We start from the raw sequence: 24,311 nt of genomic DNA, 5'->3' as shown, positions 1-24,311 counted from the left end.
TTTGTACGCAATGTTACGGCTTGCGAAATCAAATAACGACTTATGCGAGGTCATGAACAACTGCCCTCAGGGCTCGAAAACCGCACCGACTGGTTGGATTTATTAAACAAAGAATCTGGACAAAAGGCAGATAATGGTGATGGCGAAGCAATGCACATTAAATATCTGTCGTCTGGGCAATTAGGTACGAGTCTGGCGTCAGCAGCTACGGGGCGTATCTTGCTCATGCCCCTTCCCTATATGATTTTCCGCTTGACCTAGTAAAAGGCTACGCACTGACATCCTTACTGAAGGAACTTAATGGCGGTGGGAATATACAGCCTTATGTAGATGAAGTTCTGCCAGAAATTTCTGAAAAAATGAGTACTGAGCAGATAGCAGAAGCCAGGGCATTTGCACAGTAGTGGAAAAACACGCATCCTCCCCTTTCCTTTTACCCCGGAAAATATGGATTGTGACGAAACATTTTTATTCTGCAAAAGGAACGCGCCTTATAAGAATATTGTGTATTGGTTATTTCATATTTTTGATTTCGTTCATATTTCCCAGTTACGTGTCGGTGCAGTTGACCCCCCCAACAACAGGTAGCAAAACTGCAAGGAATCAAGCTATTCAATCAACATAAAAAAGCCGAGCGCGAATTACGCATTGTGGCAGAGACTGGAGGTACTGAAGCACAATTTTATTTAGCCGAAGAACTCCGGCAACAAACAATAAGCCTTAATTCTGAAGCTCTTCAATGGTATGAAGCGGCAGCCACCCAAGGCGACTTTATTCGATGATTCCAATCGACCGAACCAATAATGACCTTTGTTTAACAATGACGAATTGTCCAATAGGAGAAAAAAACCAGAGGAATGGTTGGCTGAAGCGACGAGAATCGCGAAAGATAAATCCGATCACGGTGATGCGGAAGCTCTTTACATAATGCATGAGTTGACCTCCGATAGATCACCGACAACAAAAGCGATTTCCACCAGGGCTACCGCAACAACTTTCTCGCCACTGGGCCTGCGGGCGAAGAAATCCACTGCGACCAATACGGTCGCATCAAAGTGCAATTCCACTGGGACCGCGATGGCCAGTCCAACGACAAAACCACCTGTTGGATGCGCGTCGCCAGCGGCTGGGCCGGGGCAGCCTACGGCGGCCCCTGGGGAAACGCCGGAGAAGTATTTTGAGCGGTGTGAGCGATTTTTCGCTGTGCTCAGCGATGACTTCGCACTGAATTGAGTTCGAGACATTAGGTGTCATGCGCTCGAAACGACCGCCCGAGACAAAGGACAATCAAATGCTTCATCGCAATATTTCCAATGGGTTTGTTCGCAGTTTGATGATTGGGCTGAGTGCGATTGGAGCAACTGGTTGTTCTGTTGCTCAGCAAGACAGTTTTACTTTGGTGACAGAGCTTCCGCCGGGGTTCGAGGTGAAGGGTGAAGCTGTCTATGCTCCTCGCACTGGAGAAACCTGCAAAGTCCCGCCAAAAAATGGTAAGAATCATCTTGGGTCAAAAGCTTTCAAACAGGAACTAAGTAAAAAAGCTCAGAGAGCGCAGTTTACGATCCAACTTTCACGCACTGAAGGCGGCTGTCCTTTGGTTTTGAAGCGTTTTGATTACGAAGTAGATGCGAAATATGGCGCAGCCAGACTTAACTTAGGGCGAGACTACACCAGCATTGCGTTCGAAGACGCTACAGCAAATAACCAGCTCTCCCTCTCACCTCGTTTATTAGAAAGAGAATGCGAGTGGCTATTTCGCACAATCGGATTAAATCGATACATAACAAAGATATTGAAATGCAAAGCAATAGGTGCTTCGCAACATGAAAATGACTCTGCCACCAGCCCTTTGTCGCGAACTCAATTGGCAGGAAAAACGCTCACCGTAAAATTTTCCCTTTCAAAGGAAGAACGCCCTTACATGGGCGATACATGGATTGAGTTCCCAGAGGGATGGAAGCGTTGCATGGGCGAATATCTTAATGATCAATACGGATTTTGTCGCGGCAACACAAAAGACTTTAAGTCCTTCAAAATGCCTGACGGTCGCGAGTGCACTGTGTACCCAAACTGTACTGAATAAGGATATTTCTTATGGCATCACAAAAAATTTGCGATCCCATGTTAAGCGAACAGTCAGAAGCATGCCCATTGCGTGGTGACTGGATCAGCTTTCAACTGGTTAATGAAAATGGCGACGGCAAGTCATACGCTGGTCTTGCTTACGTCTTAAGCGATAGCACCCATCAACAATACATCGGCGTACTAGATGCAAATGGTTCGGCCAAGGTCATAAACCACTACCAAGGGCCGGTTGCACTCACGGTTGACAGCCCTTACGAAGGTACGGAGACTCTCTACAGCGCTCTTTGTCAACGAAGTGGCTATCCTCTTCCAATTACTGAACTCCAAGTAAGGGCAGAGAAAACACGCTTTGCAAGAAAGGATGGCACGCGCGTTGAAAACAACCCTGCAAAAAAAATAACGCTCAGCCATTTTTTCGCGTTGAAGTTAATGACCTTGTAAGAAAATCCGCTCACCTGCCTCCTTACTCAACTATAAAGTATCCGCGAAATTTTAGTCTACTTAAAATTATGGGTGACTTGGAATTTGGCGCACAGGAGTCAGAGCTTCGCGGAATTGCATTATTACCTAACAAGCATACCGTCCTAGAGGTCAGACCGTTACGCGCTTTCCGGCCAATACTTTTAAGACAAACCTAGGCTGAAAGCCTTGCCAAGAGATCGCTCAGTCTGTTCGCTGCGGAGCTCCTCCTATCTTTAGAAGTTTCAAGATAAATGGAAGAGAATGCAGTATTTACCCGACCTGCAGTGAATAAGGAAATAAGCGAATGCAGATGCAGCCCCCAAAAGACTTCGCATTCACTTACCCGGCGCGCGGCGCCATTACTCATGTTCTAAATGCTCGACCATGTACCCCTTCAGGACCGGCAAAAAGCGGTCAGGCAAGCGGTGAAACATAATCAGAAGAAATTGGAAGCGCTTGAAGAGATGGGCTGAACACAAAGAAAATCAGGAGTCGGTACGTTTGGCACAGATTCCATCGGCGCGAAATCTGAGCATGGTCTGATGGGGACATCGTGACAGTCGATGCCCGTTCAGCGGAGGGAGTCCTCAGACTCCCCTTCCCTGACAGCCGGCTTTCAGCCCGGTTAACCATCACTTAACGCCGTGGTCAAAAACTCTACTGAACCGCACGCCCTCGGCCCTTTTGGCTGACGCCCAGTGCGGCAGGTTCGGCTCGCATCTTGCCGAACTCCTTTGCGCCACACGGGAGTCCTTTCATGAACATTCGCCCTTTGCTGCTAACCACCGCCCTCGCCTGCACCGCGTTTACCGGCCTGGCCCAGGCCAATGAGACCTCTGCCACGTCCGGAGCCGTGGCGTATCAGTACGGAATGCCACTGCAGGTGACCAGAGTGGTGTCATTGACGGAGCCGCCAACGCAATTGTGCCAGGTGGTTACGGCCGAGATGAAATACATAGACAACACCGGTAGACCTGGAGAAATCAGCTATCGGAAATTGTCTGACGCGTGCAACTTCCAGAACTGACAGAACCTTCTGATTTGCCTGTAGGCAGTAGGTTTCACGGGGGCGTCGGGTTATGCTCGGTGCCCTTCTTACTGCCGCAAGGATTGGCCATGCAGTTGTCGTTTCGTTCGTTGTCGGGCATCACCGCCACCCTTTGTTTTCTGCTCGCGTTGGTGTGGGGATTTTTCCCGCAGTTCCTGCTGGCGGTCTGGAGCATCGAATATTCCGAGGGTGCCGGGTTTGTCGCGCGACGTGGCGCTGTGCTGTTTGCTTCGTTGGGGATGATGTTTTATCTGGTGCGCAATGCGCCACCGTCGCTGGGGCGCAATGCGCTGAGCAACGGGTTCATTGTCGGATGTTTTGGTTTAGCGGTGCTGGGTTTTGCCGAATGGCTCAACGGACACGTCGGCCCCGGGATTTTGCTCGCGGTGCTGGTCGAGTTCGCGCTGGGCCTTGGTTTTGTGCAGGCCCGGCGCGTGACGGTCGAACTGGGTGAAACGGTGCGTTAAACAGCTCTGGATCGCGGACTGTAATGATGTTGCGCAGTCTGCTTGACCAGATCCGATCGCAGCCCTGCAATCAGTTCGTTTATCTCTCGGCAGCCATTGAGGTGGCTGGCGTCAATGCCGCTGACCAGTAAATCGACTTGATCAGTTTGATGATCGCCGAAGACCTTGACGGTCATCGACAAGTCCGGCGACAGCGTGCATTGGCAGCGTTTCGGCAGAAAACTGCTTTCAATGATGTTGCGTAGTTCCAAGGCAGACAGAAACATGGCGAACCCTCTCCTTACTGTGAGATTGCCAATCAAGTATTCACGCTGACCGTTGCAGCCCCTGCACGGGTGTGTCCCCGCTGTTTCCTTGAGTGCGACAAGCGGTGGTACTGCGAAATGCCCATTGGAGTGTAGGCGCCCAGACCCGGTGCGCCGCACTAAAAAGCCGCATAAAGCGTGCCTTTCATCCGCTGATTTTTACTCTTGTAAAATCAAGCACTTGGCGCCAGTGCCAGCATTTGGCTGCTTGCAAAATGCAAGAATCACCCTTTAGAGCACTGCAATTTGCAAGTCGACCTCCGTTTGCATTCATCTACCATGACAGTAAGAATGCCGCTCTTCCACCCTACACCCGCACGGAGGCTTCCATGGGTTCTTTACGCGTATACGCGACCGCCGGTCTGATCATCGCTAGCCTGTCCACTCTCGCCAACGCGGCCAGTCTCGAAGACGTCGCACCGTTTCCGAAAGCCGAAACCGGTTTTACTCGCCAGGTCATCCACCTGCCGAAGCAAGAGCAGGAGGAGAACTTCCAGGTCGAAATACTCGCCGGCAAAACACTCGAAGTGGATTGCAACCGCCAGCGTCTGGGCGGAATGCTTGATGAAAAAAATCTCGAGGGCTGGGGCTATCCGTTCTATCGCCTGGAAAAAGTCATCGGCCCGATGAGCACGATGATGGCCTGTCCACCTGACAGCCAGAAGAAACGCGCCTTCGTCCCCGTCGTCGGTGATGGCTTCATGCTGCGTTACAACAGCAAATTGCCGGTCGTGGTGTACGCCCCAGCTGACGTTGAAGTGCGTTATCGCATTTGGTCGGCCTGGGACAAAGTCGGCTCCGCACTTCAGCAATAACCCCATTACACCGGAGCGCCGCATGCTGCAGCGCGTTCGGCAACGTGGCGCAGGCTGTCAAAGTTGATATTGGCGCCCGAGTCGATGGCAACGAAGGTCTGACCGCGAGCGCCGGTTCGCGCCACGTATTGTTTGATTCCCGCAACCGCCAGAGCCCCCGAAGGCTCGGTGATCGAGCGGGTATCGTCGTAGATGTTCTTGATGGCCGCACAGAGGTCGTCGTTGCTCACTGTGATCACCTCGTCCACGCAGAATCGGCACACCTCAAACCCGAACGCGCCAATCTGCGCCACGGCCACACCATCAGCAAAGGTGCCGACATGGGGCAGCACCACGCGTTGATCGGCCTTAATGGCGGCCTTCAGGCAGGCCGAATGCTCGGATTCCACGCCAACGATCCGTACTTCGGGGCGCAGGTATTTCATGTACGCCGCGATGCCGGCGATCAAGCCACCACCGCCCACGGGAATGAAGACCGCATCCAGCGCGCCTTGATGCTGGCGCAAAATCTCCATGGCCACCGTGCCCTGCCCGGCAATCACATCCGGGTCATCGAACGGTGACACGAAGGTGCGTCCAGTCTGCTCAGCCAACTGCAGGGCATGTGCCAGGGCAAACGGAAAGCTTTCGCCATGCAACAGCGCTTCCGCGCCGCGACTTCGCACGCCAATGACTTTCAACTCGGGTGTGGTGGATGGCATGACAATCGTCGCACCGATGCCCAGTTCGCGTGCCGCCAATGCCACGCCTTGCGCGTGATTGCCAGCGGAAGCCGTAATGACCCCACGCGCCTTCTGCTCATCGCTCAGTTGGACAAGCTTGTTGTAAGCGCCGCGAATTTTGAAGGAGAACGTCGGTTGCAGGTCTTCGCGCTTGAGCAAGATCCGGTTACCCAGCGCCTCAGACAGTGCTGGTGCCGCCTGCAGCGGTGTACGCACCGCAATGTCGTACACCGGCGCAGCCAGAATCTTTTTTACATAATGCTCAAGCAGGGATTGCTGGTCGGCGCTGTACGGCATGGTCGTCTCCTGACGTTTTGTTCAGAACCCCGGAGACAGAAAGTAAAAACCCGCCTCTAGGGCGGGTTGGGTGCTGCAGTCGTGAGCTAGCCCGCCAAATGAGGAATGGCGGTAATAATGCTTGGCTGGCAGCGCAATACGGTGAAAGTCATGGGCTGGAAATTAGCCTGAGGGCGGCGGGCGAGTCAATGGTCAATTTCACACAACGTCTGTAGGCTGACGATTCTGTTCATCATTTCAAGGAATGAATACATGATGTCTATCGCCCTGCCTCTCACGGCGTTGCTCGCGTTTACCGGTTACACGGTTTCGGTGATGCTTCAGTCTGAACAATCGTTGATTGATTTCGGCATCAGCCTGATGTCGCGACCGGATACGGCACAGGTGGTCATCGACTTGTACCTGCTGGCGACGCTGGCCGGGGTGTGGATGGTCAAGGATGCGAGGTCTCGCGGGCAAACGGTTTGGTCGGTGCTGCCTTACTTGTTGCTGACGGCGATATTTGTGTCGATTGGGCCGTTGTTGTATCTGGTGGTGCGTGGGGTCCGGGAGCGGCGCAAAGTTGCGAATATGGCGCAGGTGATCTGACTGAAATTAAGCGGTGTTTACGAGATAGCTATCGCTGGCAAGCCAGCGATGGCAGCGAATGAAAAAACACCACTCATTTGGCCAACCGGCGCAGCGCGAACAACATCCCGCCTGCCGCCAGCAGCATCACCATGAGAAACAGCGGATACGATACCCACCAAGGCGTACCGGCCGTCATCATGCTGAACTCGGACATGCCGCCGATACTCGCAATCAGGTTCAACGGCAAAAACACCACGTTGATCAGCGTCAGTTTGCGCAGCAGATTGTTCATGCTGTTGTTCATCAGGTTGCCGCGCGCATCAATCAACCCGGAAAACACCGTGGAGTAGATCTCCGCCTGCTTGTAGCACTGGTTGTTTTCGATGATCAGGTCGTCGATAAGGCCAATCGTATCGCTGCCGAAATCTTGTTTGTCGGCATGGTTGCGCAGTCGCGTCAGCACCGCGCCGTTGCTGTGCAGGGCGTTGATGTAATAGATCAGGCTTTCGCTGAGGTTGAACATCTGCACCAGATGCTGGTTCTGCATCGAGGCGTTGAATTTCTGCTGCAACTCGCGGGCGACCAGTTTGATCACCTTCAAGTGCCCGAGGTAGTGATGGATGTTGTTGAACAGCAGATCGAGCAGCACATCCAGCGGCGTATTCAACGCTTGCCGCGTGCCGAGGCCGTGCAACGGCGTGTCGTCGGTGGCGATCACCAGCAATTGCCCCGGCGAAAACAGCAGCCCGCAGGAAGACACCTCAAAGGCCAGGCTGCCGCCGCCGGAATAGTTCTCCGGGCGTTTCCAGATCAGGAACAAGTGATCCGGGTGAAACTCGATCCGTGACACCTCGTCCGGGTCCAGCGCCGAGGCCAACGCGTGCTCATCGACCTTGAAATGTGTGTGGAGCAGATCGCGCTCGGCAGCGTCTGGGTTGCTGAACAGCATCACCTCGGCATCCATTCGCTCGACCCGCTGCAACGCGCCCCGCCTCAGCATGAAACTGTTGATCATCGACGCATTACCATGCCTGGCCGCGACGTTTAAGCTCCAGGCGTCGCACGAACTCGTTCAGCACCAGCACGTATAAATCGTCCTTCAAGTAAGCGTCCTCGATACCCGCGTCGAGGTTCGGATTGTCGTTGACTTCGATCACCACAACCTTGTCGCCGGCCTGCTTGAGATCGACGCCGTAGAGACCGTCACCGATCAGATTGGCGGTTTTCACTGCCAGATCCACCACCGCACGCGGGGCTTCGTGAATCGCCATCGTGCGGCACTCGCCGTTGATGTCCTGACCTTTGGCCTTGTGGTTGTAGATCTGCCAATGCCCCTTGGACATGAAGTATTGGCAGGCAAAAATCGGTTTGCGATTGAGCACGCCAATGCGCCAGTCGTATTCGGTGTAGAAGAACTCTTGAGCCAGCAACAGCACCGAGTGTTCGAACAGTTCGGCGGTCGCTTCGAGCAGCGCTTGCTGGCTTTCAACTTTGATCACGCCCCGCGAAAAACAGCCGTCGGGAATTTTCAACACCAAAGGAAAACCCAGGCGCTCGCCGACACGCTCGAAATCTTCGGGTCGCTCCTTGTAGAGAATTTCCGTCGCCGGCATGCCCAATTGATGGCTGTTGAGCAGATCGGTCAGGTAGACCTTGTTGGTGCAGCGCAGGATCGACGCCGGATCGTCCATCACCACCAACCCTTCGCTTTCGGCCTTTTTGGCGAAGCGATACGTGTGATTGTCGACGCTGGTGGTCTCGCGGATCAGCAAGCCATCGTACTCAGCCAGTCGTGCGTAATCCTTGCGTTCGATCAGCTCGACATCAATGCCCATGGTCTTGCCCACGCGCACGAAGTTGTCCAGTGCCTTGTGGTTCGAGGGCGGCAAAACTTCTTGTGGGTCATGCAATATCGCCAGGTCATAGCGGGCGACCTGCTTCGAGCGTGGCACGCGCCAGACTTTACGACTGAAACTGTCCAGCGCATGGGCGAACTGATCTTCCTGATCGTTGCGCAACTTATGCAGCGCACCGGACTTTACCCCTTCAATGTGCCAGCCATTAGTTCGGCGAAACTCAACTAACAGAATCGGACACGGAAATACCTCAAATAACTGGCGCGCCAAATCCTGCAAGGGCTCGATATGCGTCCGACCGAAATAAAGTGTCAGGGTAAAGCCTTCGGTATCACTGTAAAGATGATGACTGAGGGCCTTTTCGAGGGTTTTATCCAGGTCATCCAATGCCAAGCCATACAAGGATTTGCGGGTCAACTCGCTGATCGTTCGCACTGACGGAATCACCTTGTGGCCGCGGGCTTCGGCGAGCAGCGAGCAGTAATAGCCGTGGCCAAGATACTTGTAGCTGCGGCACAAATTGATCACCTGAACCCGCTTTCCCGACTCGTTTTCGCGGGTCTGCTCGAGGTATTCCTGCGCCGTGACGATGTCTTCACTGGGGAAATACGAGGCCCAGTCTTCCTGGCGCTCGACGATGATCAACACTTGACTTGAAACTCTGTTCGTTGAATTTAAAAAAGTTGCCGCCGGCAAACTTTGCTCGGATACTTCGCGCCAATGACCCTGTACCGCTGACATAGAGATTGATCCGTTGGAGAACAAGACCTTTTCTATTAAGCACGAAGTTTTTCGAAAGTCCCGTTTCGTTACGCAACTTTTACGGTGGTCATATGAAGGCTGTTTTTCGCTTGGCGGTAGTTGAAGATTTGCCGGCACTGCTGGCACTGGAAATTCGCTGTTTCACCACTGACCGGCTCACCAGTCGCAGCTTCCAGTGGATGATCACCCGGGCTAACGGACAGTTGCTGGTCACCGAGGTTGAGGGCGGGTTGTTGGGCTATGCACTGGTGTTGTTTCATCGCGGTACGTCGTTGGCGCGCCTCTACTCCATCGCCATTGCCGAGGAAGCACGCGGTACGGGCTTGAGCAAGCAACTGCTGCAACGGATTGAAGCCATTGCCCTGGAGCACGATTGCGCCTACCTGCGTCTTGAGGTGCGCACGGACAATGCTGCGGCTCTTGCCCTGTACGAGCGCAATGGTTATCGCCGCTTTGCATTGATTCACGATTACTACGAAGACCACACCGATGCGCTGCGACTGGAAAAACGCATTTTGCAGCACCGCGATTCGCACGCCCTCAAAGTGCCCTACTACCAGCAAACCACCGATTTCACCTGTGGCCCGGCGTGTTTGTTGATGGCCATGGGTGCGCTGCAGTCCGGGCGGTCGCTGGAGCGCCGTGAGGAGCTGCAGATCTGGCGCGAGGCGACCACGGTGTTCATGACGTCAGGTCATGGTGGCTGCAGTCCTCAAGGATTGGCTCTCGCCGCATGGCGTCGTGGTTTCAGGGTGCGTCTGTCGCTGAGCATGACGGGGCCGCTGTTTCTCGATGGCGTGCGCGATTCCCATAAAAAAGACGTCATGCGCCTGGTACACGATGCGTTCACAGAGCAATTGCAGGACACCGATGTCGAGTGTGTGGCCGGAGCATCATCCGATTTGCCGCGCTTACTGGAGGCGGGTGGGCAGCCGTTGGTGTTGATCAGCAGCTATCGACTGACCCGGTCGAAATCGCCGCACTGGGTGATCGTCACCGATTGCGATGAGGATTTTGTCTATCTGCATGACCCCGATGTCGATCACAGCCAGCATCGCCAACCGATGGACTGCCAGCACGTGCCGGTCAGCCATGGCGAGTTCGAGAAAATGTGCCGGTTTGGCCGAGGCAAATTGCGTGCGGCGGTGATTTTGTTTTCCCGCGAAACATAAACCTCCACCTGTGGGCGCAGCCTTCGGCAGCGCCTTCAGGAAGATTGAGCTCTGTTACTTCAGGCCGAGTTTGTACAGCGAACCATTCGACTCATCCGTCAGCACGTACAGATAACCATCCGGCCCCTGCCGCACATCGCGAATCCGCTGCTTGAGCTCGCCCAGCAAGCGCTCCTCGTGCACCACCTTGTCGCCATCGAACTGCAAACGGATCAGTTCCTGAGTCACCAGCGCGCCAATGAACACGTTGTGCTGCCATGGGGTGAAGCGGTCGCCGTCGTAGAAGGCCATGCCTGTGACGCCGGGCGACTTCTCCCATACATGATGCGGGGCGACCGTACCTTCGGCGGTTTTACCCTGCGCTTCGGGGATCGGTTGCATGGAGTAGTTGATGCCGTGAGTAGCCAGCGGCCAACCGTAGTTCTTGCCGCGCTCGACGATGTTCACTTCATCGCCGCCACGGGGCCCGTGTTCATTCTCCCAAACCGTGCCCGTCCACGGGTTGAGCGCCGCGCCCTGCGGGTTGCGATGACCGTAGGACCAGATTTCCGGACGCACACCGGACTGGCCGACAAAGGGATTGTCATCCGGCACCTTGCCGTCGGGGTAGATCCGCACGACTTTGCCTTGCAGTTTGTCGAGGTCCTGGGCGGTCGGCCGGTCGTTGTTTTCCCCCAGGGTGATAAACAGATAACCGTCGCGATCAAACACCAGCCGCGAACCGAAGTGATTGCCGACCGAGAGCTTCGGTTCCTGACGGAAGATCACCTTGAAATCCTTGAGCGTCTTCAAGTCATCCAACAATCGCCCTCGCCCCACCGCCGTGCCGGCCTTGTCGCCCGCACCACCCCCTTCGGCGTAGGACAGGTACACCATTCGATCCTGTTTAAAGTCCGGCGACAGCACGACATCGAGCAAACCACCCTGGCCCTTGGCCCAGACCTTCGGCACGCCGCTGATCGGTGCAGACAGCTTGCCATCAGTACCAACGACGCGAAGATTGCCCGGGCGCTCGGTGACCAGCATGCCCTGGCGGTCCGGCAGGAAGGCCAGGGCCCAGGGATGATCGAGTCCTTGGGTAATCGTGGTGACCTCAAGGGTGCCCTGTTCGCTTTGCAACTCTTTGACGGCGGCGGCAAACGCGGGCGCGCTGATCAGCACGCCTGCGCAAAAGGTGGCTAGAAGGGTTTTACGCAACATGCACGATTCCTTTTGTTCGTTTCAGAGGCTGGCAGGCACTCGGTCCTGCCGTTCAACGGGTGGTGCCACTGCTTCGCGAAGGTGGATTGGGGATGAATGTGGGCGGTGTACCTGGGACCGAGCGAATCGGTTGGCCGTTGCCGATGCCGCGGTTTTCCACAGTAGGCTGGCGGGGTGTCGGCACAGTGTTCGGGCTGCGTATCGGTGGCGAGCCGGGCTGAGTGCCCTGCATGCTGTTGGGATTGGCTCGGCGAATAGGACTGTTGTAGGGATTGTTGCTGTTGCCCGTCGGGCTTTGAGCGAGCAATGAGGCGGAAGCTGAAGCAGGCCGCGCGACGTCCGCCTGCGCCAGACCGCTACTGAGGGTCAGGATGGCAATGCCAAGCAGAAATCGGTTCATGTCACGGCCTCTCGGTAAGCAAGGGATAAAGCCTTCGAGTCCACGCTACGCTCCGGGTTCGCATTTGTTAACCCGCTTGGGTTAAACAACATGTAACCGCGCTTGACCAAGTCCCCGGAAGCCCCCGCAATCCCTGGAAACTTTCGCCCCGCGCGACAGGTCATCCGGTCATCACTCGGAGAACACGACTATGGCTCGGGCAATCTGGAAAGGCGCAATCAGTTTTGGCCTGGTGCACATCCCTGTCGCGCTGGTGTCGGCGACATCTTCCCAGGGGGTGGATTTTGACTGGCTGGACAGCCGCAGCATGGACCCCGTGGGCTATAAACGGGTAAACAAGGTCACTGGCAAGGAGGTCACCAAAGAGCACATCGTCAAAGGCGTGGCTTACGAAAAAGGTCGCTACGTGGTGCTCAGCGAGGAGGAAATCCGCTCGGCGCACCCGGTGTCGACGCAGACCATCGACATTTTTTCCTTCGTCGACGCCGATCAGATCCCGCTGCAGAATATCGACACGCCGTATTACCTGGCCCCGGACAAACGCGGCGGCAAGGTCTATGCCTTGCTGCGGGAAACGTTGAGCAAAACCAACAAGGTCGCCCTCGCCCGGGTCGTCCTTCACACGCGCCAGTATCTGGCGGCGCTGATGCCGCTGGAGTCGGCGCTGGTCCTGGTCAAGCTGCGCTGGCCACAGGAGGTGCGCGGCCTCGATGAGCTGGACCTGGGCAGCGAAGTGACCAAGCCACAACTGGCCAAGGGCGAACTCGATATGGCCAAGCGGCTGGTGCAGGACATGAGCGCGGACTGGAAGCCCGAGGATTACAAGGACGAGTTTGAAGACAAGATCATGGCGCTGGTCGAGAAGAAGGCCCATGAAGGCAAGATCGAGGATGTTGAAACCGTAGGTGGCGAGGAAGAACGCAAGTCGGCGGATGTGATTGATTTGACCGAGCTGCTTAAACGCAGTCTGGGTGGAAAAGCGGCGCCGAAGATCAAGGCGAAATCAGAGAAACCGGCGAAAGCGCCGCCGGCGAAGAAGGCCAAAAAGGCGTCCTGATGGTTCTTTGGTGGTTTTGAAGGCCGCTTCGCGAGCAAGCCCGCTCCCACAGGATTTGGATTGAATACTCAAATCGACTGTGGGAGCGGGCTTGCTCGCGAAGACGTCAGAAAAAGCGGCGCAAAAATCAGATCAGAATGAAGATCGCCAGCAACCCGCCAAAGATGGCCCACTTTTCCAGGTAGTACAGCTTGCGATTGCGCTTTTTCAGCTCTTTACCGCGCAATCGAATCTTGTAGATCCTGGTAAACAAACGGTTGATCCCACCGGTTTTATCACCCGCATCGTTGGGCGCGCCTGCCGCCGACATCACGGTACGACTGAACCAGCTATTGAATGCCGCTGCCCAGCGATATTTCATCGGGCGTTCAATGTCACAGAACAGGATGATGCGGTTCTTGTCGGTGGTGTTTTCCGCGTAATGAATGAACGTCTCGTCAAACATCACCGCTTCACCGTCGCGCCAGTGGTAGTTCTGGCCGTCAACATTGATGTAGCAACCGGCGTCGTTCGGCGTTTCCAGGCCGAGATGATAACGGTAGGAACCGGCATACGGGTCACGATGGCGTACCAGTTTCGATCCCGGCGGCAGTTCGGCAAACATCGCCGCTTTGATGGAGCCGATGCTTTGCACCAGTTCGGTGGTGCGCGGGCACAGTTTCATCGCGGACGGATGGCTGTCGCCGTACCATTTCAGGTAAAAGCGCTTCCAGCCGGTCTTGAAGAACGAGTTGAAGCCGACATCATCGTACTGATTCGAGCGTTTGATCTCGCCGGCACGCAGCAGATTCTGGCCTTCTTCGCGGATCTCCTGCCAATGTGCCTGCAACGGGCTCAAATCCGGGAATTCCGACGGATCGAGAAACGGCTTGTTGGGCTTCTTCGAGAACAGATACAGGAAGCAATTGATCGGCGCCAGGAACGACGAATGGTCACTCAGCTGCCGACCCAGTTTGTGGCGCACACGGCCACGAAGATGAACGTATGCAATCGAAATGACATAAATAGCAGCAATGATGAGTTTCACAGAAATCGTCACACGTCAGAAATGAACAAACTGCGCGCCGGGCAACTCGAGGGGCCCCGCGTCTTATGCAGCGGTCTGAATACAAATGGCACGTCCTTGAGCCCACGCCATTACAGGGCGCTGAGTGAATGGATGGCATTTTAGCCACACTTTGTAACCGATAGTGAACCTTCATCTGTGAAAAACTGTCTCGTGAGCGCGCCAATCGGCACTCGCGACGTCATCGCCCTATCGTTTAAAGAGCCAGACCAGTACAATCGCCGCCAAACTTTACGCGCCCCCTTGGTTGATGACGGGAACTCCCCGCTTCAGCGCACTTTGACTCGGGCCAAGCGCTCCAGCCGCACCCTCGCTATTCAGAATGCTTCGCAGGAAAAACTCTTGATTTCTACAGCTAACATCACGATGCAGTTCGGCGCCAAGCCGCTCTTCGAAAACGTTTCGGTCAAATTCGGCGCGGGCAATCGCTACGGTCTGATCGGCGCCAACGGTTGCGGCAAGTCGACCTTCATGAAAATCCTCGGCGGCGACCTCGATCCGTCCGGCGGTCAGGTCATGCTCGAGCCGAACGTGCGTCTGGGTAAGCTGCGCCAGGACCAGTTCGCCTACGAAGAATTCACCGTGATCGACACCGTGATCATGGGTCACGAAGAGCTGTGGAAGGTCAAGGCCGAGCGCGACCGCATCTACTCGCTGGCGGAAATGTCCGAAGAAGACGGCATGGCCGTGGCCGAGCTGGAAACCGAATTCGCCGAGATGGACGGTTACACCGCCGAATCCCGCGCCGGTGAACTGTTGCTGGGTCTGGGTATTGGCATCGAGCAGCACTTCGGCCCGATGAGCGAAGTGTCGCCAGGCTGGAAACTGCGCGTGTTGCTGGCGCAGGCGCTGTTCTCCGATCCGGAAGTGCTGTTGCTCGACGAACCGACCAACCACCTGGACATCAACACCATTCGCTGGCTGGAAAACGTGCTGACCCAGCGTAACAGCCTGATGATCATCATCTCCCACGACCGTCACTTCCTGAACAGCGTGTGCACGCACATGGCTGACCTGGATTACGGCGAGCTGCGCCTGTTCCCGGGCAACTACGACGAGTACATGACCGTGGCGACCCAGTCCCGCGAGCAACTGCTGTCGGACAACGCCAAGAAGAAAGCGCAGATTTCCGAGCTGCAATCGTTCGTCAGCCGCTTCTCGGCCAACGCTTCGAAAGCCAAGCAGGCCACCTCGCGCGCCAAGGCAATCGACAAAATTCAGCTGGCCGAGGTCAAGCCTTCGAGCCGCGTAAGCCCGTTCATCCGTTTCGAGCAGAACAAAAAGCTGCACCGCCAGGCGGTCATGGTCGAAAAAATGGCAAAAGGCTTCGACGGCAAGCCGCTGTTCAAAGACTTCAGCTTCCAGGTTGAAGCCGGCGAGCGCGTGGCAATCATCGGCCCGAACGGCATCGGCAAGACCACCCTGCTGCGCACCCTGGTCAACGAACTGACCCCGGACGCCGGTAGCGTCAAGTGGACCGACGCTGCGGAGCTGGGCTACTACGCTCAGGACCACGCGCACGACTTCGAAGACGACGTGACGCTGTTCGACTGGATGGGTCAGTGGACGCAGGGCGAGCAGATGATCCGTGGCACCCTGGGTCGCATGCTGTTCTCCAACGACGAGATCCTCAAGTCGGTCAAGGTCATCTCCGGTGGTGAGCAAGGTCGCATGCTGTTCGGCAAGCTGATCCTGCAAAAGCCCAACGTGCTGGTGATGGACGAACCGACCAACCACCTGGACATGGAATCCATCGAAGCGCTGAACCTGGCACTGGAAAACTACCCGGGCACGCTGATCTTCGTCAGCCACGACCGTGAGTTCGTATCGTCCCTGGCCACACGCATCATCGAGTTGACCCCGGATGGCGTGACCGACTTCAGCGGCACCTACGACGACTACCTGCGTAGTCAGGGCGTGGTGTTCTAAAAGCAGCTTCAAGTGTTGAGCTGCTAGCTTCAAACTAAAGCCCTGTCCTGTGTGACGGGGCTTTTTGCATCTGTTCGGCTAGAGATTCAGTGTTTCAGATACCTTCGCGAGCAGGCTCGCTCCTACAGGGGGATACATTTCAACGGTGGGAGTGAGCCTGCTCGCGAAGGGGACCTCAGCAGCAACATCAATCCTCTGGGAAAGTAGTTAGCCTGCTTCCTTTTGTCCCACGCCCAAGCCATGATGCTCGAACTCTCCCACCGCCGCCCGCGAACGAGTTCTCATGTCTGCGCAGCAACAGCCACCGCAAAGCTCCATGGCGATCACCTTGCAGATCGTCTCCATCGTTTTCTATACGTTTATTGCCTTCCTCTGCATCGGGTTGCCGATTGCAGTGTTGCCCGGGTATGTCCACGAACAGCTGGGTTTCAGCGCGATCATTGCCGGGCTGGTGATTGGCTCACAGTACCTCGCCACCCTGCTCAGCCGGCCGATGGCCGGGCGCATGTCGGATACGGTCGGAACCAAACGGGCGATCATTTACGGCTTGTGGGGAATTGTCCTCAGCGGCTTGCTGACGCTGCTCTCCACGCTGCTGCAGAGCTTCCCGCAGGTCAGCCTGATCATTTTGATCATCGGCCGTTTGCTGCTCGGCATCGCACAAGGGCTGATCGGCGTTGGCACGATCAGTTGGTGCATGGGCCAGGTCGGTGTCGAACACACCGCGAAATCGATTGGCTGGAATGGCATTGCTTCCTATGGCGCGATTGCCATTGGCGCACCATTGGGCGTGGTGATGGTCGCCGATTACGGTTTCACCAGCCTCGGTATAGCGCTGGCCGTATTGGCGGCAGGCGCACTGCTGCTGATCCGCAACAAGCCCTCGGTTCCGGTGATTCGTGGCGAGCGCCTGCCATTCCGGGCGGTGTTCGGACGGATCGCTCCGTATGGCGCGAGCCTGACCCTGGCTTCGATTGGCTACGGCACGCTGACCACGTTCATCACCCTTTATTACCTCAATCGCGGCTGGACCGGTGCGGCTTACTGCCTGACCGTGTTCGGTGTGTGCTTCATTCTGTCGCGGCTGCTGTTCATTTCGGCGATCAGCCGATTCGGTGGTTTCCGCTCGGCCATCGCTTGCATGACCCTCGAAACGGTTGGACTGGTGATGTTGTGGCTGGCGCCTTCCACAGCCTTCGCCCTGATCGGTGCTGGGCTGGCGGGGTTTGGCCTGTCGCTGGTGTACCCGGCACTTGGGGTCGAAGCGATCAAACAGGTGCCCGGTTCCAGTCGCGGTTCGGGATTGGGCGCGTATGCCGTGTTCTTCGACCTGGCACTGGCGATTGCCGGGCCGTTGATGGGGGCGGTGGCGTTGAATCTGGGGTATTCGTGGATTTTCTTCAGTGCTGCATTGTTGTCGGTGACTGGGTTGGGGCTGACGTTGCTGCTGATGCGTCGCGCAACAACCTGAAGCTCAATGCGATTAAAACTGTGGGAGCTATTGATCTGCGGTTTGCATGCCGGCACGCGTCGGGTTGCCCAGCGCGTGGGAGAAGAACCGTCCGGCCTCGGAGATCAGGTTGCGGTGGATGTCCTCGCGATCCACGCCATCGGCATCAGTGCACAGTGCAGGCATGGCGCGAATCTGCTCTTCGTTGCACGGCGCCATAAACACGAAGTGCCCTGCCCCGGCGAGTAATTTGAAGTCCGGCGCCGTCGGCAGTTTGCGCGCCAACGCCGCCGCGTTTTTATCGAAAGCCACCAGTTTGTCGCCATCGCCGCTGTAGAGCAGTACCGGCACATGCACATCGGCCAGGGTATGACGGCCGAATTTCAGACTCAGCGGCGCCATCAACAGCAAGGCGTGAACACGCGGGTCGGCAACGGGCTGCAGGTCATCGCGATCAACGATCAATTCGCCCTGGGTGTTGCACGCATCGCGGTCGTCCGGGCGCTCCTGGCAGTAACGGCGCAGGCGATCCAGATCCGGTTGCGCGCCGGACAGGATCAACGCCGTCTCCCCACCCGCCGAATAACCAATCACCCCGACCTGATTGGCATTGACGTATGGCGCGAGCATGCGGTCGCCAAGGGTCGCGGTAATCGCTTCGGAAATCTGGATCGGCCGCCCATAGAGATTGCTCAGCGTGCCGAGCCGGCTGTGATCCCTGGAGTTGTCGCCGGGGTGAATCACCGCGACCACCACGAACCCCTTGCGCGCCAGGGAGGTGGCGAGGTCATGCAGTGCCAGCGGAGTGCCGGTGTTGCCGTGGGACAGCATCAGCATCGGAAAACGTCCGATGGCGACTTTGGTGTCCTCACCGGCTTCGACTGAATAGCCCTCAAGCAGGCTCATGTGCTCGCGATCACTCGAGGGATAGAACGCGATGGCGCGCATCGGTTGCAGATCCAGCGGATCGAGAAACGTCATTTCGTGGTAGCCAACGCTCCACACCGGATGTCGCCCCGGCGCGGCATGCACTGAGTCAAGGCTGCCGAGCAGGCAAATCAGTAACGTTGCACAAAGACGCATCATCGGATGCCCCACCCTGTTGTTGCTCAATCGAATGTTCCGTTGCGTTGCGGGCCTGAAGCGCCGTGGACTCGGCATTTCGGTTCGACACTGCACGCAGACACTGACCCTGTGACTGCATAACCCGGGCCAGATTATGTAACAGTCAGAAACAAAAAACTCCGCATCAGGCCCTTGCAGAACCAGAATACAGAGTTTTTTGGGGATTGCCTGAACAGGCGCTGTTCCTGACGCAAGCCTTACGCGGCGGTGAACAATTGCTCGCTGATCTTCGCTTGGGCAGCCGTCATCGCGTTGTTGCGCACTTCGTCGCCGTAGGCCAGACCCTCGGCACGAACGATTTCGATGTCGGTGATGCCGAGGAAACCCAACACCAGCTTCAGATATTCCTCGTGAGCGATACCGCTCGCCTGGCCGGCGTGAATGCCACCAGCGGTGGACACGATCACCACTTTCTTGCCACCGCACAGGCCTTCAGGGCCGGCCTCGGTGTAGCGGAACGTCTGCCCGGCAACGGCAACGCGGTCGATCCACGCTTTGAGTTGGGTCGGTACGGTGAAGTTGTACATCGGTGCAGCGATGACAACGGCGTCAGCGGCGATGAACTCGGCCAGGGTCGAGGCGCTCAGTTCGGCTTCGTGCTGCTGCGCGGCGTTGCGCAGTTCAGCGGTGGTGCCGGCGGCAACCAGGGTAGTCGACGAGAAGTGGCTGATGGCGTCAGCGGCGAGGTCGCGGTAGGTCACCACGGCGCTTGGTTCAGCGGCTTGCCAGGCTTGTACGACCTGTCGGCTCAACTGACGGGAAGCCGAGTTGTCGCCCAGAATGCTCGAATCGATATGCAGCAGTTTCATGTGGAATCTCCTGGAATGAATCGCCGGTGGCGACGGAATGGAGACAATCCTACGCAAGAAACCAATGGATGATTAGCCGCCGACAATGCGATAGTTTGTCCCACTGATAGAACAGTCGGAACCTGACATGCAAGACCTCAACGATCTCTATTATTTCGCCAAAGTCGTCGAGGCTGGCGGCTTCGCGGCGGCCGGGCGTTTGCTGGGCATTCCCAAGTCGCGGCTGTCGCGGCGCATCGCCGAACTGGAAGAACGCCTCGGCGCACGCCTGCTGCAACGCACCACCCGGCAGCTCAATCTCACCGCCGTCGGCGAACGCTATTTGCGCCACTGCCAGGCGATGTTGCTGGAAGCCGAAATGGCCGATGAGGCCGTGGCGAGCATGTCCAGTGAACCGCGCGGGCGCTTGCGCGTGTCGTGCCCTACCGGCCTGGCGCGGGAGATGTTGCCGTGGGTCATCAGTGAATTCCTCGGCAAATTCCCACAGGTGCAACTGGAAGTGGTGCTGCTCAATCGGCGCGTCGATCTGGTCGCTGAAGGTTTCGATGTGGCCCTGCGCGTGCGCGAACACGGTGACGAAGATCCCTTGCTGGTGACCCGACGCTTGCGCCAGGCGCAGATGGTCGTGGTGGCCAGTCCGTCGTTCATTGAGGGCCGGTCGATCCATCATCCGCAGGATCTGAAGAATCTGCCGGTGCTGGGTGCGCTGGAGGCAGATCGCTTGGTTCATGTGCGCCTGCTCGACCAGCACGGCAAGAGCTTTGAACTGAGCATGGAGGCACGGCTGGGTATCGACGATTTCGTCGTGCGCAAGGCGTGCGTGCTGGCCGGTCAGGGATTTACCTTGCTGCCCATGATGTATTGCGAAGCAGAACTGGCGAACGGCACGCTGGTGCAGATGCTGCCGCAATGGTCGCTGCCCGGCGGCTGGCTGCAAGCGGTGTATCCGCATCGGCGCGGCGTGATGCCGGCGGTGCGTGCGTGGATCGATCATCTGGTCGAGTCGTTCAATGCCTGCGGAGAGCGTTTGTTATGAGCAAGGAAAAGATGAGCGAAGCCGACGTGGCCGCGTTCTGCCTGGCATTGCCCGGTGCCCGCGAAGACTATAAATGGGGTGGCGTGCGGGTGTTTTCGGTGGCCGGCAGCAAGATGTTTGCCTTGCAGGGACTGCGCGGCGATTCGCTGGCATTCAAGGTCGACAAGGATCTGTTTCTCGGCCATTGCGACCGCCCGGGCATTCACCCGGCGCCCTATCTGGCGCGTGCGCAGTGGATCATCATGCACCCGCCCTACCCGTTGGCTGCCGAGGAATTACGCGGATTGTTGCAGCGCTCGCATCAACTGGTGGTGAGCAAGTTGCCGAAGAAGACCCAAATCGGTTTGTTGCTGTAAGCCCGCTCCCACTTTGGTTTTGTGTGGTTTGTCAGAACAGCGCCAGCAGGTTCGAGCCGAGAAACAACTGGTCGATCCAGAACACCTGGTGCAACAACACAATCACCCAGAACAGAATCTGGAACGACACCTTGCGTGTCTTGTGGCGGAAAACCTGCTGGGCAATCAAAGCACCCGGCCAGCCGCCAGCCAGTTCCACGGCATGCAGGATATTCTCCGGGGTGCGCCAGGCATCAGTGCGCGCCTTGCGCTTGTCCGCCCAATACATGAAGAACGCCAGCACACTGACCAGCCCGTAAGCCGTCAGTGGCACCAGGGATATCCCCCGCAGCCACATCGACAGCGAGCCGGACAACGGCAGCGCACAAACGATCAGCAACACCAGCAGCTTGAGTTTCAGATGCTGGATATTGCCACTGGAAGGTCGTCCTTGCGGGCGGCGGGCGCGGGCATCATTCATGGTTTGGCAGCCGACCAGTCGACCCAACCGAACTGCCACGTCGCCAGAATCAACAGACCGAACACGATCCGATACCAGGCAAATGCCGCATAGCTGTGGCTGGCGATGAACTTCAGCAAACCGCGCACCGCGATCATGGCGAAGATGAACGCGGTCACGAAGCCGATGGCAAACACCGCAAAGTCCGCCGGCACAAACAGCTGACGATACTTGTAGCCCGAATACACCGCCGCGCCGACCATCGTAGGCATGGCGAGGAAGAACGAGAATTCGGTAGCGGTCTTGCGCGACAGGCCGAACAGCAGGCCACCAATGATCGTCGAACCGGAGCGCGAAGTACCCGGAATCATCGCCAGACACTGGGCAAAACCGACCTTCAATGCGTCCTTCCAGGTGATTTCGTCGACGGTTTCGGCATGCACTTCGTGCTGACGTTTTTCCGCCCACAACATGATGACGCCGCCGACAACCAGCGCTGCCGCGACCGTGACTGGATTGAACAGGTATTCATGGATCAGATCGGCAAAGATCACGCCCAGGACCACTGCCGGCAGAAAAGCGATCAGCAGGTTTGCGGTAAACCGCCGTGCGCCTGGCTGGGTCGGCAATCCAGTGACCACGTCGAAGATCTTGCGACGAAACTCCCAGACCACCGCGAGGATCGCACCGAGCTGAATGATGATGTTGAACGCCATGGCCCGTTCGCCGCCAAAATCGAGCATGTCGGCAACAATGATCTGGTGTCCGGTACTGGAAATGGGCAAAAACTCCGTCAGCCCCTCTACAACGCCTAGTATCAGTGCCTGCAAGGCCGTCCAAAGATCCATCAAACCCCCAAAGAGCGATGCGCGCCGGCATGCCCCGATAGTATTTTTTTACGTTCACTGCGATCAGCGTAGCTGTTTAATGCTGTACCGATTCCGCGCGCACAGCATCTACACGAAACAGTCAAAATTCCGTGAAAGATCAACTTCGATTCAGGTTTTCACGCGCGGGGCCGAAATCCTAACAGACAAGCCCAAATAGCGCTGCCGCGTTATACGACTTGGGTCGCGCAGGCTCGACCACGCAAACGTGGCTGGATGCTGGCGTTGATTTATTACAAGAACAAGAATCCGGAGTGACAGCGTTATGAACAGCTTGCGCAGTGTGTCGATCAGCCGACGCTTGTGGCTCATCTTGATTGTGGCGATGGTCATGTTATTGACCTTGGGCGTGTTGATGCTCAAGCAGATTCACGATGACCTGTATCACGCCAAGGCCCAGAAAACCGAGCACGTGGTGCAGACCGCCAGCGGCCTGCTCACCTATTATCACGACCTGGAAACCGCCGGCACCCTCAGCAAAGAGGCCGCGCAGAAACAGGCGCTGACCGCGATTCGCGGCTTGCGCTATGACCAGAGCGACTACTTCTGGATCAACGACCTGACGCCCGTGATGGTCATGCACCCGACCAATCCCAAGCTCGAAGGCCAGAACCTCTCGGCGATCCGCGACCCGGACGGTTTTGCGGTGTTCAACGAGATGGTCGCCATCGCTAGAGCCAAAGGTGCCGGCATGGTCAATTATCGCTGGCCGAAACCCGGCGCCAGCGAGCCTGTGGCCAAGACCTCCTACGTCAAACTGTTCGAGCCGTGGGGCTGGGTGATCGGTTCCGGCGTTTATATCGATGACGTTCAGACCGAATTCCAGGGCCAGATGATCAAGGCTTCGGTCATCGGCCTGGTGATCGCCGTGATCATGGCCCTGCTGGTGATCCTGATTGCCCGCAGCATCGTCCGTCCGTTGCAGGAAACCGTGAGCGCCATGGCCAACATTGCCAGCGGCGAAAGCGATCTGACGCGCAGCCTCGATGCCCACGGCAAGGATGAGGTCACCGAACTGGCGCATCACTTCAACGCCTTCACCGCCAAGTTGCGCCGAGTGATCAGCGACTTGCAGGTGTCGGCCAGCGCGCTCGGGCAATCCTCCAGCGAACTGGGCAACGACGCTTCGCAAGCGCAGCAACGCAGTCAGCAGCAGTCGCAGCAGATGGAACTGGTGGCCACCGCAATCAACGAGGTCACTTACGGCGTGCAGGATGTGGCAAAAAATGCCGAGCATGCGGCTGCCGAGATGCGCGATGCCGAGGCACAAGCGCAACAGGGCCAGATCAACATCGACGGCAGCTTGCAGCAGATCGACAAGTTGTCCGGCACGATTGATCAGGCAGTTGAAGTGATTCGCACACTCGCAGCCGAAAGCACGCAGATCGGCAGCGTACTGGAAGTGATTCGCTCGATTGCCGAACAGACCAACCTGCTCGCCCTCAATGCTGCCATCGAAGCGGCGCGGGCCGGTGAGCAAGGTCGCGGGTTTGCCGTGGTGGCGGATGAAGTGCGCTTGTTGGCGCAGCGCACGCAGAAGTCGACGGCGGAGATCCAGTCGATGATCGAGCGCCTGCAGAATCATTCCGAGGCTGCCGTGAAAGTCATCGGCGACAGCAGCAAGGCCTCGCAACTGACCATCGAACAGGCCGGGTTGGCTGGCGCTAGCCTGAGCGCCATCGGTCAGGCCTTGCGCAATCTCAATGGCCTGAATGCCTCGATTGCCAGCGCCACGCTGCAACAAGCGCATGTGGTCGAGGACATCAATCAGAACGTTACGCAAGCGGCAGGTCTGTCGCACAGCACGGCCATCGCGGCGGAGCAGTCGAGTGCGGCGAGCCTGAAGCTGGGCCAGTTGAGCGAACAACTGAATGGACTCTTGCGCCAGTTCCGCGTCTGACCCGTGTAACGCTGGTATGCCCACACATCACCCCCAAGAGGGGGCGGTCCGACGTTTCGGGGGGGTTAGGGTCTTTTGATCTACAGCGATCATCAG

The 24,311-nt window shown here is 56.9% G+C and carries 23 protein-coding genes and 2 pseudogenes; 14 read left to right on the top strand and 11 right to left on the bottom strand.

The window, feature by feature from the left end; translation table 11 throughout:
- Positions 1–950 precede the first annotated feature (950 nt).
- The 5 genes and pseudogenes from AACY19_RS18555 to AACY19_RS18535 all read left to right on the top strand — a co-directional run.
- A pseudogene (locus AACY19_RS18555) lies at positions 951–1,151 on the top strand (type VI secretion system tip protein VgrG); the annotation flags it as partial.
- Positions 1,152–1,291: 140 nt separating this feature from the next.
- Positions 1,292–2,083: a hypothetical protein gene (locus AACY19_RS18550; RefSeq protein ID WP_339452682.1), complete on the top strand. Its 792-nt coding sequence runs from the start codon at positions 1,292–1,294 to the stop codon at positions 2,081–2,083.
- 11 nt (positions 2,084–2,094) lie between these two features.
- Positions 2,095–2,526 carry a hypothetical protein gene (locus AACY19_RS18545; protein ID WP_339452680.1) on the top strand — a complete coding sequence of 144 codons (432 nt, stop codon included), beginning with the start codon at positions 2,095–2,097 and terminating at the stop codon, positions 2,524–2,526.
- 778 nt (positions 2,527–3,304) lie between these two features.
- Positions 3,305–3,574 (top strand): DUF2790 domain-containing protein, encoded by a 270-nt coding sequence (locus tag AACY19_RS18540; protein ID WP_339452678.1) that lies wholly within the window; start codon positions 3,305–3,307, stop codon positions 3,572–3,574.
- An 89-nt stretch (positions 3,575–3,663) separates the two neighbouring features.
- On the top strand, positions 3,664–4,062 hold the full coding sequence (locus tag AACY19_RS18535; RefSeq protein WP_339452676.1) for a hypothetical protein: 399 nt from the start codon (positions 3,664–3,666) through the stop codon (positions 4,060–4,062).
- On the opposite strand, the gene AACY19_RS18530 is transcribed toward AACY19_RS18535, so the two are convergent.
- The gene (locus AACY19_RS18530; protein WP_339452674.1) at positions 4,059–4,328 is read right to left on the bottom strand and encodes a DUF1652 domain-containing protein; all 270 of its coding nucleotides are present in this window, start codon (positions 4,326–4,328) and stop codon (positions 4,059–4,061) included. The two genes, AACY19_RS18535 and AACY19_RS18530, sit on opposite strands and share 4 nt — an antisense overlap.
- A gap of 368 nt (positions 4,329–4,696) precedes the next feature.
- On the opposite strand from AACY19_RS18530, the gene eco reads away from it, so the two are divergent.
- The gene (eco, locus tag AACY19_RS18525; protein ID WP_339452672.1) at positions 4,697–5,182 is read left to right on the top strand and encodes a serine protease inhibitor ecotin; all 486 of its coding nucleotides are present in this window, start codon (positions 4,697–4,699) and stop codon (positions 5,180–5,182) included.
- A gap of 29 nt (positions 5,183–5,211) precedes the next feature.
- Here eco and ilvA read toward each other — a convergent pair.
- Positions 5,212–6,201: pseudogene (gene ilvA, locus AACY19_RS18520) on the bottom strand (threonine ammonia-lyase, biosynthetic); the annotation flags it as partial.
- Between the two features lie 252 nt (positions 6,202–6,453).
- Here ilvA and AACY19_RS18515 point away from each other — a divergent pair.
- On the top strand, positions 6,454–6,789 hold the full coding sequence (locus AACY19_RS18515; RefSeq protein WP_339452670.1) for a DUF2834 domain-containing protein: 336 nt from the start codon (positions 6,454–6,456) through the stop codon (positions 6,787–6,789).
- 73 nt (positions 6,790–6,862) lie between these two features.
- On the opposite strand, the gene AACY19_RS18510 is transcribed toward AACY19_RS18515, so the two are convergent.
- Complete coding sequence (locus AACY19_RS18510) at positions 6,863–7,786, bottom strand: magnesium transporter CorA family protein (RefSeq protein WP_339452668.1); 924 nt, start codon at positions 7,784–7,786, stop codon at positions 6,863–6,865.
- A 7-nt stretch (positions 7,787–7,793) separates the two neighbouring features.
- On the bottom strand, positions 7,794–9,368 hold the full coding sequence (locus AACY19_RS18505; protein ID WP_339452666.1) for a RimK family protein: 1,575 nt from the start codon (positions 9,366–9,368) through the stop codon (positions 7,794–7,796).
- Positions 9,369–9,460: 92 nt separating this feature from the next.
- On the opposite strand from AACY19_RS18505, the gene AACY19_RS18500 reads away from it, so the two are divergent.
- The gene (locus AACY19_RS18500; protein WP_339452664.1) at positions 9,461–10,561 is read left to right on the top strand and encodes a GNAT family N-acetyltransferase/peptidase C39 family protein; all 1,101 of its coding nucleotides are present in this window, start codon (positions 9,461–9,463) and stop codon (positions 10,559–10,561) included.
- 54 nt (positions 10,562–10,615) lie between these two features.
- Here the strand turns inward: AACY19_RS18500 and AACY19_RS18495 are convergent, their stop codons facing one another.
- Together AACY19_RS18495 and AACY19_RS18490 are read right to left on the bottom strand one after the other, a co-directional pair.
- On the bottom strand, positions 10,616–11,761 hold the full coding sequence (locus AACY19_RS18495) for a PQQ-dependent sugar dehydrogenase (RefSeq protein WP_339452662.1): 1,146 nt from the start codon (positions 11,759–11,761) through the stop codon (positions 10,616–10,618).
- Positions 11,762–11,813: 52 nt separating this feature from the next.
- Positions 11,814–12,161, bottom strand: coding sequence for a hypothetical protein (locus AACY19_RS18490; protein WP_339452661.1), 348 nt, complete (start codon positions 12,159–12,161; stop codon positions 11,814–11,816).
- Positions 12,162–12,351: 190 nt separating this feature from the next.
- Between AACY19_RS18490 and ku the strand changes: the two genes are divergently transcribed.
- Positions 12,352–13,218, top strand: a complete 867-nt coding sequence (ku, locus tag AACY19_RS18485; RefSeq protein WP_339452660.1) for a non-homologous end joining protein Ku — start codon at positions 12,352–12,354, stop codon at positions 13,216–13,218.
- Between the two features lie 127 nt (positions 13,219–13,345).
- On the opposite strand, the gene lpxO is transcribed toward ku, so the two are convergent.
- Entirely contained in the window at positions 13,346–14,245 is a 900-nt protein-coding gene (gene lpxO / locus AACY19_RS18480) for a lipid A hydroxylase LpxO (RefSeq protein WP_339452658.1), read from the bottom strand.
- Positions 14,246–14,626: 381 nt separating this feature from the next.
- Between lpxO and AACY19_RS18475 the strand changes: the two genes are divergently transcribed.
- Positions 14,627–16,213 carry an ABC-F family ATPase gene (locus AACY19_RS18475; RefSeq protein ID WP_339452656.1) on the top strand — a complete coding sequence of 529 codons (1,587 nt, stop codon included), beginning with the start codon at positions 14,627–14,629 and terminating at the stop codon, positions 16,211–16,213.
- Between the two features lie 283 nt (positions 16,214–16,496).
- Positions 16,497–17,684: an MFS transporter gene (locus AACY19_RS18470; protein ID WP_339452654.1), complete on the top strand. Its 1,188-nt coding sequence runs from the start codon at positions 16,497–16,499 to the stop codon at positions 17,682–17,684.
- Positions 17,685–17,711: 27 nt separating this feature from the next.
- Here AACY19_RS18470 and AACY19_RS18465 read toward each other — a convergent pair whose 3' ends face one another.
- Positions 17,712–18,749, bottom strand: coding sequence for an alpha/beta hydrolase family protein (locus AACY19_RS18465; protein WP_339452816.1), 1,038 nt, complete (start codon positions 18,747–18,749; stop codon positions 17,712–17,714).
- Between the two features lie 236 nt (positions 18,750–18,985).
- Complete coding sequence (locus AACY19_RS18460) at positions 18,986–19,597, bottom strand: FMN-dependent NADH-azoreductase (protein WP_339452652.1); 612 nt, start codon at positions 19,595–19,597, stop codon at positions 18,986–18,988.
- Between the two features lie 127 nt (positions 19,598–19,724).
- Here AACY19_RS18460 and AACY19_RS18455 point away from each other — a divergent pair, with 127 nt between their 5' ends.
- Complete coding sequence (locus AACY19_RS18455) at positions 19,725–20,633, top strand: LysR substrate-binding domain-containing protein (protein ID WP_339452650.1); 909 nt, start codon at positions 19,725–19,727, stop codon at positions 20,631–20,633.
- The gene (locus AACY19_RS18450) at positions 20,630–20,989 is read left to right on the top strand and encodes an MmcQ/YjbR family DNA-binding protein (RefSeq protein WP_339452648.1); all 360 of its coding nucleotides are present in this window, start codon (positions 20,630–20,632) and stop codon (positions 20,987–20,989) included. Before AACY19_RS18455 ends, AACY19_RS18450 begins: the two co-directional genes overlap by 4 nt.
- Positions 20,990–21,020: 31 nt before the next feature.
- On the opposite strand, the gene AACY19_RS18445 is transcribed toward AACY19_RS18450, so the two are convergent.
- Both AACY19_RS18445 and AACY19_RS18440 read right to left on the bottom strand, forming a co-directional pair.
- A complete protein-coding gene (locus AACY19_RS18445) occupies positions 21,021–21,449 on the bottom strand; it encodes a DUF1294 domain-containing protein (RefSeq protein WP_339452646.1) in 429 nt (142 codons plus the stop codon).
- On the bottom strand, positions 21,446–22,276 hold the full coding sequence (locus AACY19_RS18440; RefSeq protein WP_339452644.1) for an undecaprenyl-diphosphate phosphatase: 831 nt from the start codon (positions 22,274–22,276) through the stop codon (positions 21,446–21,448). The genes AACY19_RS18445 and AACY19_RS18440 overlap by 4 nt, the downstream gene beginning before the upstream one ends.
- A 304-nt stretch (positions 22,277–22,580) precedes the next feature.
- Between AACY19_RS18440 and AACY19_RS18435 the strand changes: the two genes are divergently transcribed.
- Positions 22,581–24,215, top strand: a complete 1,635-nt coding sequence (locus tag AACY19_RS18435) for a methyl-accepting chemotaxis protein (protein WP_339452642.1) — start codon at positions 22,581–22,583, stop codon at positions 24,213–24,215.
- Positions 24,216–24,311 lie beyond the last annotated feature (96 nt).

The organism is Pseudomonas sp. EA_5y_Pfl2_R50 (assembly GCF_963970475.1).
Taxonomy (GTDB): domain Bacteria; phylum Pseudomonadota; class Gammaproteobacteria; order Pseudomonadales; family Pseudomonadaceae; genus Aquipseudomonas.
This window is presented reverse-complemented; position numbering and strand designations above follow the sequence as displayed.

What these genes read in the sequence shown, in the direction of transcription:
- AACY19_RS18550 (WP_339452682.1), top strand. Translation starts at nt 1,292, where the DNA reads ATGCTTCATCGCAATATTTCCAATGGGTTTGTTCGCAGTTTGATGATT.
- AACY19_RS18545 (WP_339452680.1), top strand. Translation starts at nt 2,095, where the DNA reads ATGGCATCACAAAAAATTTGCGATCCCATGTTAAGCGAACAGTCAGAA.
- AACY19_RS18540 (WP_339452678.1), top strand. Translation starts at nt 3,305, where the DNA reads ATGAACATTCGCCCTTTGCTGCTAACCACCGCCCTCGCCTGCACCGCG.
- AACY19_RS18535 (WP_339452676.1), top strand. Translation starts at nt 3,664, where the DNA reads ATGCAGTTGTCGTTTCGTTCGTTGTCGGGCATCACCGCCACCCTTTGT.
- AACY19_RS18530 (WP_339452674.1), bottom strand. Translation starts at nt 4,328, where the DNA reads ATGTTTCTGTCTGCCTTGGAACTACGCAACATCATTGAAAGCAGTTTT.
- eco (WP_339452672.1), top strand. Translation starts at nt 4,697, where the DNA reads ATGGGTTCTTTACGCGTATACGCGACCGCCGGTCTGATCATCGCTAGC.
- AACY19_RS18515 (WP_339452670.1), top strand. Translation starts at nt 6,454, where the DNA reads ATGATGTCTATCGCCCTGCCTCTCACGGCGTTGCTCGCGTTTACCGGT.
- AACY19_RS18510 (WP_339452668.1), bottom strand. Translation starts at nt 7,786, where the DNA reads ATGATCAACAGTTTCATGCTGAGGCGGGGCGCGTTGCAGCGGGTCGAG.
- AACY19_RS18505 (WP_339452666.1), bottom strand. Translation starts at nt 9,368, where the DNA reads ATGTCAGCGGTACAGGGTCATTGGCGCGAAGTATCCGAGCAAAGTTTG.
- AACY19_RS18500 (WP_339452664.1), top strand. Translation starts at nt 9,461, where the DNA reads ATGAAGGCTGTTTTTCGCTTGGCGGTAGTTGAAGATTTGCCGGCACTG.
- AACY19_RS18495 (WP_339452662.1), bottom strand. Translation starts at nt 11,761, where the DNA reads ATGTTGCGTAAAACCCTTCTAGCCACCTTTTGCGCAGGCGTGCTGATC.
- AACY19_RS18490 (WP_339452661.1), bottom strand. Translation starts at nt 12,161, where the DNA reads ATGAACCGATTTCTGCTTGGCATTGCCATCCTGACCCTCAGTAGCGGT.
- ku (WP_339452660.1), top strand. Translation starts at nt 12,352, where the DNA reads ATGGCTCGGGCAATCTGGAAAGGCGCAATCAGTTTTGGCCTGGTGCAC.
- AACY19_RS18470 (WP_339452654.1), top strand. Translation starts at nt 16,497, where the DNA reads ATGTCTGCGCAGCAACAGCCACCGCAAAGCTCCATGGCGATCACCTTG.
- AACY19_RS18465 (WP_339452816.1), bottom strand. Translation starts at nt 18,749, where the DNA reads ATGATGCGTCTTTGTGCAACGTTACTGATTTGCCTGCTCGGCAGCCTT.
- AACY19_RS18460 (WP_339452652.1), bottom strand. Translation starts at nt 19,597, where the DNA reads ATGAAACTGCTGCATATCGATTCGAGCATTCTGGGCGACAACTCGGCT.
- AACY19_RS18455 (WP_339452650.1), top strand. Translation starts at nt 19,725, where the DNA reads ATGCAAGACCTCAACGATCTCTATTATTTCGCCAAAGTCGTCGAGGCT.
- AACY19_RS18450 (WP_339452648.1), top strand. Translation starts at nt 20,630, where the DNA reads ATGAGCAAGGAAAAGATGAGCGAAGCCGACGTGGCCGCGTTCTGCCTG.
- AACY19_RS18445 (WP_339452646.1), bottom strand. Translation starts at nt 21,449, where the DNA reads ATGAATGATGCCCGCGCCCGCCGCCCGCAAGGACGACCTTCCAGTGGC.
- AACY19_RS18440 (WP_339452644.1), bottom strand. Translation starts at nt 22,276, where the DNA reads ATGGATCTTTGGACGGCCTTGCAGGCACTGATACTAGGCGTTGTAGAG.
- AACY19_RS18435 (WP_339452642.1), top strand. Translation starts at nt 22,581, where the DNA reads ATGAACAGCTTGCGCAGTGTGTCGATCAGCCGACGCTTGTGGCTCATC.